The sequence below is a fragment of the Actinoplanes sp. CA-131856 genome (assembly GCF_050956135.1).
GTDB lineage: Bacteria > Actinomycetota > Actinomycetes > Mycobacteriales > Micromonosporaceae > Actinoplanes.
The window spans coordinates 5,872,046-5,884,917 of record NZ_CP191849.1 but is presented as its reverse complement, the minus strand read 5'-3'; the positions used below and the strand labels follow the sequence as shown (position 1 = coordinate 5,884,917).

The following is a 12,872-nucleotide window of genomic DNA, read 5'->3' as shown; positions in this document are numbered from 1 at the left end:
ATGCAACTGAACGAAGCGATGACCCCGGTCGGCGGTCAATGGCTCCAGCTCCTGCCCTCCGGCGACCTCGTCTCCATGCAGAAGGTCGAGTCCGGAGTCAGCAAGAGCGTGGCCGGTGTGCGGAGGGCGGCCGGTGTCTGTCCCCCTAATGTGTACCTCTGCCTCTTCGAGGACGAGAACCTGGCCGGCACCATGTGGGCCCTCAACCTGAACGACATCTACGCCGGTTCGGCCAACGGGGTCGCGCACTGCTGGAACCTGTCCTCGGCCTACAACAACAAGACCGTCTCGTGGCAGAACACCAGCAAGGACCGGGCCGCCTTCCTGAACAACTGGGTGAACTGCGGCAGCGGCGGCGAGCAGATCCTGATCACCAGAAACAGCACCAGGACCTGCTCCGGGGCCTGGTGCACCACCCTCTTCCCGACCAGCGTCAAGGCCACGTAGCCGACCGGAGCGGAGGCGAGCCGGGGGCTCGCCTCCGCTCGGTGTCAGACGCCGGCCGTCGAGGTGATCCAGGCGCGGTTGTAGGCGACGCTGCCGTAGTACTGGCGGCTCGTGCCGTCGGCGGTCGAGGCCACACCGACCTGGGCGCCGTTGTAGACCTGCGGGCCGCCCGAGTCGCCGCGCCAGGCGTTGCCGTTGATGCGCGTGCTGCCGATGGCCCGCCCGCCGTAGGCGTCGGTCTGGTTGGTCGAGGTGACCTGGACCGTCGCCGTCTTCAGCGTGGTCGACGCGCTGCATCCGCTGTAGCAGGTCATGCCCCAGCCGTAGATGCTGTTGGTCGAGCCGACCGGCGGGTACGCGCTGGACAGCGGCATGTACGACGTCGTGATCGGGCTGGCCAGGCGCATGAGGGCCAGGTCGTAACGGGTGGCCGTGCTGCTCACGGCGCGGGTGGTGCCGCCGGAGGTCCGGTTGACGCTGCCGACCCGCACCGACATCGTGCCGCTGATGCAGTGCCGCGCGGTGAGCACGTAGTTCGCCGAGATGATCGTGCCCGAGCAGGTGAAGCTGCCGTTGCTGAGCACGGCGGCGGCCCACGGCGCGGACGAGACGGTCCCCCCGCCGATGATGTTCGTAGAGGGATCCTCGACCGCCGCGGCGGCGGCGGACGGAACGGCCAGGGCACCGGTGAGGGCGGTGGCAAGCGAAGCGACGACGATGCGGATGCGCACGCCGGACTCCTTCCATCGATAGACGGCTGTCGAAGTACCGTACGTGCGCCGGGCCCCTGTCGTTACCACTCACTTGGCACATAACTTCGTGTGATGACCCGCGGGGGACAATGATCACGTGCTGACCGCCACCCAGGAACTGCTGACCTCGCTCGAACCGTTGCCGCACGGCGTGCGGATGAAGCGCCTCGCCGAGTGGGCCCGGAGCGCTCCCGATCGGGCCGCGGTCTGTGCCGAGCTGAGCGTGGGTGACGGCTATGAGCGGCATCTCGCGCTGGTGGCGGCTTTGGTCGTACGGGATGAGGACGCCATCGCGGCGGCGACGCGTGACCCGCGGCGGTCGATCCGGGCCGAGGCCACCGTCGCGGCCCTGCGGGCGGGACGGCTCGACAATGTGGTGGATCTGCCCGCGGCCGAGCGGCGGCGCGTCTACAAGACGGTGCGGCGGCAGCGCCTGACCGCGACGGCGGACGCGCTGATCGCCGAGGTGCGGCCCTACTGGGGCGACCGGGAGGCGGCGGCTCTCCTGCCCGCGTGCAGTGCCGCCGTCGTACGGCGAATGCTCCCGGACCTGGACCATGCCGTGCCCCTGGCCGTCGTCGCCCGGCGGCACCCCGGACCGGCGCTGGAACGGGCGGGGGAGCGGCTCGCGGCGGCGGCGCCCGACGGGGACGACGTGTGGAGCCGTCACGTGTCGGCCCTCGAAACCCTGTGCGACCCGGCCGGCTTCCTCGACCTGGCCGAGCGGTACGCGCCTCTCTCCTGGACGCCCGGGTCGGGTGCCCTCGCCGCGCACGATCCGGCGCGCGTCGTGCGGCTGCTCACCGTGCCCGGGCGGCTCTCGGACCGGGGCGGCCGGTGGCTGCCCCGCCCACTGCTCCGCGCCCTGGCCGTTCTGCCGGACGACGACCTGCTGCCGCTGGTCCTGGCGGTGCGCGACAACCCGCGAACCTTCGCTGCCCTGCTTCGTTTTCTGCCGCCGGGCCGCCGTGGTGACCTGTTCGAGCGGGCCGCCGGTGAGGCGGGGACGCTGCTCGTGCCCTCGGTGATGGAGTTGTTGCCGGCCGGGCCCCGGATCCGGGAGGCGGGGCGCATCCTCGACCGTCCCGACATTCGTTCCCGTGAGACGCATGTGCTGACCTGGAGCGCCTACCTCGCCTGGCCGGAGGCGTCGGCCGCGCTGGAACCAGGTCTGCGGTCGGGTCTGGCCACCGAGCGCGGGCGGGCCTACCACCTGCTCGGGGCGGCCGCGCGGCGCTCGCGGGACCCGCTGGTGGTGGCCGAGCTGGTGGACCGGCTCGGGCGGCTGCGCAACGAGCAGGACCCGGTGCGGGCGTCGGCGCTGACCGCCCTGACCGGCGTGGCCCGGCTGCTCACCGCCGGCGCCGCGCCCGGGCTGACCCGGCTGACCGACGACGCCGTCGCGGCCCGCGACGCCTCCCGGGAGACGACGAGCGCGCTCGCCGCCCTGGCCGCCGACGTCCTCCAGCAGCACGTCGACGTGCCGGAGCTGCGCGAATGGGCGCTGCACACCATCGACCAGGTCGGCCGGGTGTCCCGCGTGCCGGTGCTGCGGCGCTTCGACCAGGTGCTGCGGCGGGGCCAGGAGACGATGGTCTTCGACCGCCTCGGCGGCTGGGTCGTCGCGGCCATGGACCGGGGCGACTTCGGGCCGCTGTTCGGGCTCACGGCCGCCCTCGGCCGGCGCGCCTGGAACGTCGCGGGGCTTCAGGACCTGCTGCGCCGGGCGATCGGCCCGGGCACGTCCGAGTGGGTGGCGCGTCAGGCCGCCGTGTCCTGGTTGGAGGATCCGCGCCGGCGGGCGGGCCGGGTGCCGGCCGTGCTCGACGCCGACCCGTCGATGGTCGCCGTTCCCGAGGTGTGGCACGTCGTCGCCACCTCCCGCACCGACCTCATCGACCGGGCGCTGGCCGGACCCGTCCACGGCCGCATGATCGAGGACGGCCGGCGCTGGGTGCCCGGGCCGCCCCGGCACGCCGACCGGTGGCTGCCCCGCCAGCGCGAACGCTTCGCCGGGATCCTCGAAGCCGTGATCGACGACGAGGGCGAGAGCGTGCAGGCCCGGGCGGCCGCGGTGAAGGTCGCCGCCCGGGTGCCCGGACCCGGCCGTCACCTCGTGCGCCGGCACATCGAAGCGCCGGAGGTGGTCGTCGCCGAGGCGGCGCTGGGCGCGCTGATCTGGACCGATCGTCCCGGTGAGGCGCTGTCCGAGCTGCTGGAGCACGCGGCCGGCGACCGGGCCCGGGTCGCGATGTACGCGGCCGGGCGGGCGGCCGCGAACGTCGAGCCGTCCCGGCTGCCGGCCCTGCTCGGTGGCCTGCCGACGGCCGAGGTGAAGGTCACCAGCCGCAAGGAGGCGGCCCGGATCCTCGGCCGCTATGGGCCGCCGAGCGTGATGCCGGCGCTTCTGGAGGCGTACAGCCGCCCGGGCGCTCACCGAGACGTCCGCGCCGCGATCGTGGCCGCCGCCCGCCAGCGCCTGGAGACACCCGCGAGCTGGGAGATCCTCACCGCGGCCGCCGCGGCCGCCGCGGCCGGCGCCGGGAGCAGGGAAGAACGGCGCGCGCTGCTGGCCGTGGAACCGGCGGCGATCGCTGAGCGGCATCGCCGGCGCTATGCGGGTCTGATCGTTCAGATGTGCCGGGCCGGGGTGCGGGAGGCCTTCGGCGTGCTGCCGTGGTGGGCGCGCTGGGCCGAGGGCGTACGGGATCTGGTAGTGGCCCGCCTCACCGACCTTGACCAGCGGGTCGCCCGGCCGGACGCGGCCGGGCTGCTGCCGCTGCTCGGCGCTCAGGCGACCGGCGCGGTCATGGCGGCTCTCCTCGCCCAGGACGAGGCCGACCACGACCCGGGCCGGGTGGGCACGGACCGTCCCGCCCGCCGCCGCGTCGAGGTGCTGGCCGCGGCGGCCGCCACGTGGTCGCGCGACGCCCCGGGTGGAGCCGACCGCACACCCCTGGCCGGCGCGGCCCGTCGCCTGACCGCTCAGCCCGGGTACGCCACCGTGGGCGTCACCATGCTGGCCGCCCTGCTGCCCTGGACAGGCCTGGACGAACTGGCCGACCTGTGCGCCACCCGCCCGATCGCGGCCGTCGCGGCGGCCGAGGTGTTGCACACCCGGGCCCTGGCCGCCCTGGACCCCGATAGCGTCCGCGAGTCCGCCGCTCGTTTGGCCGGCCGGGACGACCTGCCCGCCGGCTTGTTCGCGGTCGCCATGCTCCGCGACCGCGTCCTCCGCTGGACCGAGCCGTGGCGACAACTGCTCCTCACCCTCCGGAACCACCCGTCCCCTGAGGTCAGGGAGGCCGCCTACGCCGTACAGATGCGGTGAAGCCGTGTAGCCTGCGCCGGTGCTGCTGAAGATCGCGTTGCTGGTGGAGCGCCGGCGCCGGCTCCTGGTGGGTGTCACCGTCGGCCTCGCCGTCGCGCTGGTGAGTGTCGGCGGCGATCTGGGGTTCGCCGTGGTTCCCCTGGTCGGTGGCGTTCTGCTGGTCTCGATCGTGCTCAGCGTCGCCGCCTACGCCGCGCCGCGGCCGAAGGTGCTGTTCGCCCGGCCGGGGCTTCCGGCTTTCGAGACCGGAGCCGATCTGTCCCAGGTCGCCCTGCTGCCGGGGATGGTCGCCCTGAGCTGTGCCTGGGTCGCCGGCGGGATCCACGCTCGGCACGCGGGCGCGCCGGACTGGTCGTTGCAGGTGCTCACGATCCTGCTGGCGGTCTCGGCGCTGGCGTTCTGTGCCGCGGTGGCATGGCGGTCACCCGCCGTGCGGCTGGGGCCCGACGGGATCGTGGCCCGCCAGCTGTACGGGAGCCTCGTCGTGCCGTGGGACGCTCTGCCCGCCATCGCCGAGGTGCGGCCCTATCGCCTTGGTCTCCACTATGGGCACCCGGAGCTGGTCCGGCGGCGCGGGGTCTGGCCTCTTGGCCTGCACGGCATTCCGGTCACCGGGGTCGACACCGCTTTTCTCGGTGCGGCGATCCAGTTCTACTCCCAGAACGGCGACCAGCGGGCCGCGATCGGCACCGAGGACGAGTGGCGCCGTCTTCGGGGGCTGCTGACCGGGGTCTGAGGAGCCGTCAGCGGCTCGTGCGCGATTCGTCAGCGGGGGTCGCGATCCTCGGCGCATGACGGGTGTGGCGATCGTGGCCGAAGGGCTGCTGAAGACGTACCGGAAGAACCGGGCCTTGGATGGGTTCGGGCTCGAAGTGGTGGCGGGGACCGTTTGTGGGCTGCTCGGGCCCAACGGCGCCGGGAAGACGACGGCTGTGCGGGTGCTGTCGACGCTGGTGCGTTTCGACGCGGGGCGGGCCCTCGTGGCCGGGGCCGATGTCGCGCGGGAACCGGGCCTGGTGCGGGAGCGGATCTCGCTGACCGGGCAGTACGCGGCGGTCGACGAGGTGCTGAGCGGGTGGCAGAACCTGGTGATGTTCGGGCGGCTGAGCCGTCTCGGGCGGCGCGAGGCCCGGCGGCGAGCCGATGAGCTGCTGGGGGAGTTCGGGCTGGCCGGCGCGGCCGGGCGGTCGGCGGCCGAATATTCGGGTGGGATGCGGCGGCGGCTCGATCTGGCCGCCAGCCTGATCCGGCGGCCGGAGGTGCTCTTCCTGGACGAGCCGACGACCGGGCTCGACCCGGTCAGCCGCACCCAGGTGTGGGGTGCCGTGCGCAAGCTGGTCACCGAGGGCACGACAGTGCTGCTGACCACGCAATATCTGGACGAGGCGGACCAGCTGGCCGACCGGATCTCGGTGGTGGACGCCGGGCGGGTCATCGCCGAGGGCACCCCGGACGAGGTGAAGGGGGCCGACCGGCTCGAGGTGGTGGTGCACGACGCCGGACAGGTCGGAACTGTCGCCGAGCTCCTGGGGGCTTCGGAAACGGACCCCGACACCCGGCGCGTTCGCGTCGCGGTCGGCGACCGCGTGGCCGCGCTGACCGGCGCCCTGCGCAAGCTCGACGAAGCCGGCATCGCCGTCGACGACATCGGCATCCGCCGGCCCACTCTCGACGAGGCGTTCATCCAGCTGACCGGAGGGAACCGATGATCGCCGACGGATGGGTGATGACCGGCCGCTACATGCGGCACGTGGTCCGGGCGCCCGAGCAGATCATCATCTTCTTCACCCTGCCGATCATGTTCGTGCTGGTCTTCGGCTACGTGTTCGGGTCCGGCATGGCCGTCGGCGGCGACGCCTACCGCGAGTTCCTGCTACCCGGCGTCTTCGCCATGACCCAGTTGTACGGCCTGGGCGCCACCGCCATCGCGATATCCACCGACATCGGCAAGGGAGTCGTGGACCGCTTCCGGTCGATGCCGGCCGCCCGGTCCGCGCTGATGATCGGGCGTGGCACGGCCGACCTGACCCGCGCCCTCCTGGAAATGGCCGTGCTGGTCATCTGCGGCCTGCTCGTGGGCTGGCAATGGCATCGCGGCGCCGGATACGCGCTCGCCGCCGTCGGGCTGCTCCTGCTGCTGCGGCTCGCGCTCAGCTGCGTCGGCGTCTATCTGGGCACCGTGGTGCCGAACCCGGACACCGTCTCGCTGATCGTCTTCCCGTTCGCGTTCCCGCTGACCGCGCTCTCCAACATCTACGTCGCCCCGGAGCTGATGCCGGGCTGGCTGGGCGCGATCAGCGCGTGGAATCCATTGTCGGCCACCGTGGCCGCCGGCCGCGAGCTCTTCGGCAACCCGGGCGTGGGCGGCGACTCCTGGGCCGCGGACCACGCGATCCTGCTCGCGGTCCTCTGGCCGCTCGCGCTGATCGCGGTCTTCGGGCCGTTGGCGGTGCGGAGTTACCGGCGCTTGAGCCGGTAGCGGCGGCCCGACACACTGGCCGGGTGGACGGACTGACCAGGCGGCGCCTGCTCCAGGCCGGTGGGGCCGGCGCCCTGCTGGCCGCGCTGGCCGCCGCCGAGGGCTCGGCGTACACACCGCCGTCGCGGACCGGCCGCGCCACCCGGTCGGTGGTCGTCCTCGGTGGCGGCATCGCCGGGCTCACCAGCGCCTACGAGCTGGGCAAGGCCGGTCATCGCTGCACCGTCCTGGAGGCCCGCGCCAAGCCCGGCGGCCGGGTGCTGACCATCCGCGACGGTGACACCGAGACCGACCTCGACGGGCACACCCAACGAGCTTCCTTCGCGTACGGCTCCTATCTCAACGCCGGCGCGGCGCGCATCGCACCGTGGATGGTCACCCTCGACTACTGCCGTGAGCTGGGCGTGCCCGTCGAGGTCTTCGTCAACTCCAACGCCGACGCCTTCATCCACACCAGCGCCGGCGGCGCCCCGGTCCGCTTCCGCACGGCCCGGGCCGACCTTTACGGGTACGTCTCGCAGCTGCTCACCCGGGTCACCCGCGCCGGCGGTCTCGACGCCGAGCTGGCCGCCGGCGGGCGCGACCAGCTGCTGGAGTTCCTCCGCGACTTCGGGCGGCTCACCGACGGCGGCGAATATCAGGGCGGCCCCGACCGCGGCTTCGCCACCTATCCCGGAGTGGACGGCGGGGTCCCGCTCGACGGACCGGCCTCGCTGTCCGAGGTGCTGCGGGGCGGCGCCGGGCCGTACCTCGGCTTCGATCTCGGCTTCGACCAGGCCATGCCGATGTTCCAGCCGGTCGGCGGGATGGACCGCATCCCGATGGCGCTGGCCCGGGCGATCGGAGCGGACCGGATCCGGCTCGGCGCCGAGGTCACCGAGGTCGTCGACCGGCCGGACGCGGTCGAGGTCCGCTATCGGCAGGGCGGCCGCGACCGGACCATCACGGCCGACTACTGCGTGGCCACGCTGCCGCCGCATCTCATGGCGCGGCTGCCGCACAACCTGGGCGACGACGTGGCGACGGCGCTCGCCGCGTTCACGCCGTTCCCGGCCGGCAAGATCGGGCTGGAGTACCGCCGCCGCTGGTGGGAGACCGATCTGGGCATCTACGGCGGCGCCACCGACACCGACCTCGACCTGCGGCAGGTCTGGTATCCGTCGTCCGGCTTCCACGCGCCGCGCGGTGTCCTGGTCGGCTATTACAACTTCGGGCCGGACGCGGAGACGTACGCCGGAATGGCCCCTCACGACCGCACCGCGCGAGCCGTCTCCCTCGGCGAGCGCATCCACGGCCCGAATTACCGTACGGAGTTGGTCTCGTCCTTCTCGGTGAGCTGGAGCCGTGTCCCCTATCTGGAGGGGGCCTGGGCCACGCCGCCGTACGGTAGCCCCGCCTTCTCGCTCCTGCGTGAGCCCGCCGGGCGTGTCCACTTCGCCGGGGACTGGCTCAGCCAGACGGTCGCGTGGCAACACGGCGCCTTCGTCTCGGCCCGCGCCGCCGTCACCGCCCTGCACGCCCGCGGCTAACCGAGCTCCGACTCGATCTCGGACGGCGCGCGCATGCGCCAAGCATCGGTCACGAGTTCAGTGAGCCGCGCCACATCAACAATCGGTAGTCGAAGCATCACCAATGGAAAGCCGTCATAGCCCGGCGTCGTGAAGAACAGGTCGGGTTCACCCAGAAGAAGGGCCTGTTTCTCGGCCTCGTCACCCACGTAGAGGACCGCCACATCCGTGCGGATCACGCGTGACTTCCCCGGTTCCCGCTCCGGGTACGACCAGACGAAGCCCTTGTTCGCCACCCGGAAGTCGAAGCCGTCACTGTCGATCTCGACGACGTGCGGCAGGGAGAGCGCCAGGCGGCGTACATCGTCGGCGGTCGCCACGACAGGGATTCCTTTCTGTCCGGGATGACACAACAACGTGCCACCGCCGACAGTCTCCCAAAGTTCATGCGTAGGATTCGTCCCCGCACGGTCTTGCCGCAGGGATCCGAGGGAAACGATGCCACTCACTCCAGCCGACATCCACAACATGGCGTTCAAGAAGCCTGCGATCGGCAAGCGGGGGTACGACGAGGAGGACGTCGACGCGTTCCTCGACGAGGTCGAGCAGGAGCTCATCCGCCTCATCGAGGAGAACCGCGCCCTGTCGGACCAGGTGCAGCGCAACGGCGGTGGCATGGGCCCCGGCCCGTCCGGCCCGTCGGCCAACAGCCGCGCCATGGAGGCTGAGCTGCAGGCCCTGACCACCCAGCTCGGCCGCATGCAGGAGGCCCGGGCCCGCGCCGAGCAGAACGCGCGCAGCGTGCAGTCGCAGCTGGAGCGCGCCCGCACCGAGCGCCCGGCCACGCCGCCGCCGGCCGAGAAGGACGACCGCCTGTCGGCCGTGCTGATGATGGCCCAGCGCACGGCGGACGACCACATGCGCGACGCGCAGCAGGAGGCCGACTCCCTGCTGGGCAGCGCGCGCACCCAGTCCGAGCAGATCACCGGCGACGCGCTGCTGGCGGCCGACAACATCGAGGCCGACGCCCGGCGCAACCACAGCGACGCGCTGGCCAGCATCGACGAGAAGCGCGACGCCCTGCTCGACGAGATCGACCGCCTGGGGCAGCTGGCCCGCACGTACCAGCAGGCTCTCGGCCAGCACGTCCAGCAGCAGCTCCAGGAGCTCGACAGCGTCTCCAACGGCGCCGGCCGCGACCTCGACTGACGGGTTCCGCGCCCTGAGCCGCGGCTTCGGTCAGCGGCCCAGGGCGTTCAGGCCGGCCTGGGCGTCGGCCATGGCCCGCAGGCCGTCGGGGCCGGCGGCGATCGTGGAGACCTGGCGATACCAATGCTCGGCCTCGTCGTTGTCACCTGTGGCGGCGGCGACCCGGCCCAGCGTGACCAGGATGGTCATGCGGACGCCGTCGGCGGTGTACCAGCCGGCGGGGCAGTCCCGCAGGGCGGTCTCGCAGAGCCGCCGGGCGGCGGCATGGTCACCCCGGAGCAGCGCTGTCCGGCCCCGGCCGAGCCGGGCGGCGGCGATCAGCTCGGGGGCGCCGCAGACCCGGGCCAGCTCGGCCGACCGCTCGAAATCGGCCGTGGCCGCGTCGAGGTCGCCGGCCAGGATGAGCGACTCGGCCCGGCTGCGGAGCACCTCGGCCTCGTCGAGCACGGAGCCCAGCTCACCCGCGAGCCGCATCGCGGCGTCCATGGGTTCCAGCGCCGCGGCGTGGTCGCCCCGCCAGGCCGCGAGCTCGGCCAGCCCGGAGTGGGCCAGCATCATTCCCCACCGATCGCCCAGCTGCCGAAAGCCGCCCAGCGCGGCGAGGAAGTCCGCCTCGGCCGCCGCGAAGACACCCTCGGGCACCCTGTCCGACACTCCCGACATTCCCGGCTGTACCGACGGGCCGGTGTGCTCGAGGCTGGTCGCCTCCTCCCGGTCGGCCGCGCCCTCGGGCCTGGTCGTCCCGTCCCCGGTTGGCGGCGCTGCTTCGGGCCTGGTCGTCCCGTCGCCGGTGGGCGGCGCTGCTTCGGGGGCGAAAAGCATCTTCATCCAGCCGCCGCCTATCGCGGCCAGGGCCTCGCTCCACGGGTGGCCGATCAGGCGTTTGCTCAGCTCGCGGTGCAGCTCGGTGACCCGGCCGGTGGCCTCGGGCGGGGGACCGGCGGTGATGGCCGACAGGTAGAGCAGGAACGGCTGGCGCGGGGGCGCGGTCAGGTCGGCCAGGTAGCGCTGCGAGAGGCCGCTCGGCGGGCGGGCGCCGGCCAGCTCCGCGTTGAGGCTGCACAGGACGTACTCCTCGATGAGGCCCTCGGGTGGCTCGGGCCCGATCTTGTCCAGGAGCTCGGCCGAGAGGGCGGCCGCCTCGCTGCGGGAGCCGCGGAGCCACCAGTAGAAGGTGAGGGCCGCTACCAGCCGCAACGCGGTCCCGGGGGAGCCGTGGCGCAGGGCGGCGTGCAGGTTGTCGCGGTCGGCGTCGAGGCGGGCCAGCCAGATCAGCTGGTCGGCGCCGCGCAGGTGGGCGTCGGCCGTGCGGGCCAGGTCGAGGAAGTACGCGGCGTGGGCCTGCGGGAGGCCGGTCTCGGTGACCTGCTCGGCGCAGAAGGCGCGGATGGTCTCCAGCATGCGGTAGCGGGGGCCGTCACGCTCCACGAGAGACTTGGCGACCAGGTCGTGCAGCAGGTCGAGAGTGTCGCCGCCGAGACCGCAGACGCTCTCGGCGGCCTCGAGGGTCCAGCCGCCCCGGAAGACGGTGAGCCGGCGGGCCAGCAGGCGCTCCGGCTCGGTGAGCAGGTCCCAGCTCCAGGCCACGACCGCCCGCAGGGTGCGGTGCCGCTCGGCGGCGGTGCGACTGCCCCGCGAGAGCACGGCGAAACGGTCGTCGATCCGGCGGGCCAGCTCGTGCAGCGGCAGCACCGCGAGCCGGGCCGCGGCCAGCTCGATGGCCAGCGGCAGACCGTCGAGCGCCCGGCAGATGCGCTCCACATCGGCCGGGCCGGCGCGAAAGCCGGAAGCAGCGTCGGCCGGGCTGGCGCGGAAGCCGGGAACAGCGTCGGCCGGGGTGGCGCGGAAGCCGGGAACAGCGTCGGCCGGGGCGGCGCCGAAGCCGGGGACCACATCGCCGGCCCTGTCCATGAACAGGCGGACGGCCGCGTCCGGGGCCAGGCCGGAGACCGGGCAGAGTGCCTCGCCGGTCAGGCCCAGCGGCTCACGGCTGGTGGCCAGCACGCGCACCCGGGGGCAGTCGGCCAGGAGACGGGCGGCGAGTGCGGCCGTTGCCTCGACCACGTGCTCGCAGTTGTCCAGGACGAGCAGGATCTCGCGGGTGGCCAGCGCGGCCACCAGCCGGTCGGCCGGAGGCTGCCCCGAACCGTCCCGCGCGCGCAGGGTCGTGTCACGCAGGCCCAGGGCGTCGAGCAAGGTGCGGGCCACGCCGTCGCCGGTGGTGGCGGCCAACTCGACGAAGCAGGCCTCGCCGGTGACGCGGGTGGCGGCCTCGACGGCCAGCCTGGTCTTGCCGGCGCCGCCGGGGCCCAGCAGGGTGACCAGGCGGGCGCGGCGCAGCGCCCGGCCGACGCCGGCCAGCTCGTCCTGGCGGCCGACGAAGGTGGTGAGCTGGGCCGGCAGGGCGCGCTTGGGAGCGCCCCGCAGCACGTGGAGGTGAGCGGCCTTCAGTTCTTCCGACGGGTCGGTGCCCAGTTCGTCGGCCAGGATGTGGCGGGCCTTCTCGTACGTGGCCAGCGCCTCGGCGTCGCGTCCGGTGAGCGCCAGCACCCGCACGAGCAGCGCCCAGGACCGCTCGCGCAGGGGATCGGCGTCGATCAGGGCGCGCAGCTCGTGCTCGTCGGCGGGGGACGGGTCGGCCTCGACGCGGTCCTCGACCGCCCGCCGGCGCGACTCGGTGAGGCGGTCGGCGGCGGGTCCCCTCAGGTCGGCCGGTGTCTCGCCTCGCCACAGGCTCAAAGCCTCGCGGAGCAGCGCGGCCGCGCGGGTGGGATCGCCGTCCGCCAGCGCGTGACGGCCCTCGGCGGCCAGGCGCTCGAAGCGGTGGACGTCCACCTCGTCCGGATCAACGGCCAGGCGGTAACCGGCGCCGTCGTACTCGATCGGAAGGTCCCGGCGAAGCCGGGAGATATTGGACTGTACGGCGTTGAGCGCTCCCGCCGGGGGATCGTCGCCCCACATGCCGTCGATCAGGCGCTCGACCGGCACGGAACGGCCGGCGTCGAGCAGGAGCAGAGCGAGCAGGGAACGCAGGCGGGCCCCGCCGGTGCGCACCGGCGTACCGTCGTCGCGCTCGGCCCTGGCCGGCCCGAGGATCCCGTATCGCATGGCGTCTATTGTCGCCGGTCGGCGACGATTCCCCGGGC

Annotated in this window: 10 protein-coding genes; 7 read left to right on the top strand and 3 right to left on the bottom strand. The window is 73.4% G+C overall.

Going from position 1 to position 12,872, the window contains the following annotated elements:
* The gene (locus ACQP2X_RS27295) at positions 1-447 is read left to right on the top strand and encodes a peptidase inhibitor family I36 protein (protein ID WP_498686630.1); all 447 of its coding nucleotides are present in this window, start codon (positions 1-3) and stop codon (positions 445-447) included.
* Between the two features lie 44 nt (positions 448-491).
* Here the strand turns inward: ACQP2X_RS27295 and ACQP2X_RS27290 are convergent, their stop codons facing one another.
* Entirely contained in the window at positions 492-1,178 is a 687-nt protein-coding gene (locus ACQP2X_RS27290) for a S1 family peptidase (protein WP_498686629.1), read from the bottom strand.
* Between the two features lie 118 nt (positions 1,179-1,296).
* On the opposite strand from ACQP2X_RS27290, the gene ACQP2X_RS27285 reads away from it, so the two are divergent.
* The 5 genes from ACQP2X_RS27285 to ACQP2X_RS27265 are packed head-to-tail and all read left to right on the top strand — an operon-like array spanning position 1,297 to position 8,538.
* Positions 1,297-4,530, top strand: coding sequence for a hypothetical protein (locus ACQP2X_RS27285; RefSeq protein ID WP_498686628.1), 3,234 nt, complete (start codon positions 1,297-1,299; stop codon positions 4,528-4,530).
* A gap of 19 nt (positions 4,531-4,549) precedes the next feature.
* Entirely contained in the window at positions 4,550-5,266 is a 717-nt protein-coding gene (locus ACQP2X_RS27280; RefSeq protein WP_498686626.1) for a hypothetical protein, read from the top strand.
* A 55-nt stretch (positions 5,267-5,321) separates the two neighbouring features.
* Complete coding sequence (locus ACQP2X_RS27275; protein WP_498686624.1) at positions 5,322-6,239, top strand: ATP-binding cassette domain-containing protein; 918 nt, start codon at positions 5,322-5,324, stop codon at positions 6,237-6,239.
* Positions 6,236-7,009, top strand: a complete 774-nt coding sequence (locus ACQP2X_RS27270; RefSeq protein WP_498686623.1) for an ABC transporter permease — start codon at positions 6,236-6,238, stop codon at positions 7,007-7,009. The genes ACQP2X_RS27275 and ACQP2X_RS27270 overlap by 4 nt, the downstream gene beginning before the upstream one ends.
* 23 nt (positions 7,010-7,032) lie before the next feature.
* Positions 7,033-8,538, top strand: coding sequence for a flavin monoamine oxidase family protein (locus ACQP2X_RS27265; RefSeq protein ID WP_498686621.1), 1,506 nt, complete (start codon positions 7,033-7,035; stop codon positions 8,536-8,538).
* Here the strand turns inward: ACQP2X_RS27265 and ACQP2X_RS27260 are convergent.
* Positions 8,535-8,897, bottom strand: a complete 363-nt coding sequence (locus tag ACQP2X_RS27260; RefSeq protein WP_498686620.1) for an MmcQ/YjbR family DNA-binding protein — start codon at positions 8,895-8,897, stop codon at positions 8,535-8,537. The genes ACQP2X_RS27265 and ACQP2X_RS27260 overlap by 4 nt on opposite strands.
* A 118-nt stretch (positions 8,898-9,015) precedes the next feature.
* On the opposite strand from ACQP2X_RS27260, the gene ACQP2X_RS27255 reads away from it, so the two are divergent.
* Positions 9,016-9,726 carry a DivIVA domain-containing protein gene (locus tag ACQP2X_RS27255; RefSeq protein ID WP_498686618.1) on the top strand — a complete coding sequence of 237 codons (711 nt, stop codon included), beginning with the start codon at positions 9,016-9,018 and terminating at the stop codon, positions 9,724-9,726.
* A 30-nt stretch (positions 9,727-9,756) separates the two neighbouring features.
* Here the strand turns inward: ACQP2X_RS27255 and ACQP2X_RS27250 are convergent, their stop codons facing one another.
* Positions 9,757-12,834, bottom strand: a complete 3,078-nt coding sequence (locus ACQP2X_RS27250) for an AfsR/SARP family transcriptional regulator (protein WP_498686617.1) — start codon at positions 12,832-12,834, stop codon at positions 9,757-9,759.
* Positions 12,835-12,872: the final 38 nt, after the last annotated feature.

What these genes read in the sequence shown, in the direction of transcription:
- ACQP2X_RS27270 (WP_498686623.1), top strand. Translation starts at nt 6,236, where the DNA reads ATGATCGCCGACGGATGGGTGATGACCGGCCGCTACATGCGGCACGTG.
- ACQP2X_RS27255 (WP_498686618.1), top strand. Translation starts at nt 9,016, where the DNA reads ATGCCACTCACTCCAGCCGACATCCACAACATGGCGTTCAAGAAGCCT.
- ACQP2X_RS27275 (WP_498686624.1), top strand. Translation starts at nt 5,322, where the DNA reads ATGACGGGTGTGGCGATCGTGGCCGAAGGGCTGCTGAAGACGTACCGG.
- ACQP2X_RS27250 (WP_498686617.1), bottom strand. Translation starts at nt 12,834, where the DNA reads ATGCGATACGGGATCCTCGGGCCGGCCAGGGCCGAGCGCGACGACGGT.
- ACQP2X_RS27295 (WP_498686630.1), top strand. Translation starts at nt 1, where the DNA reads ATGCAACTGAACGAAGCGATGACCCCGGTCGGCGGTCAATGGCTCCAG.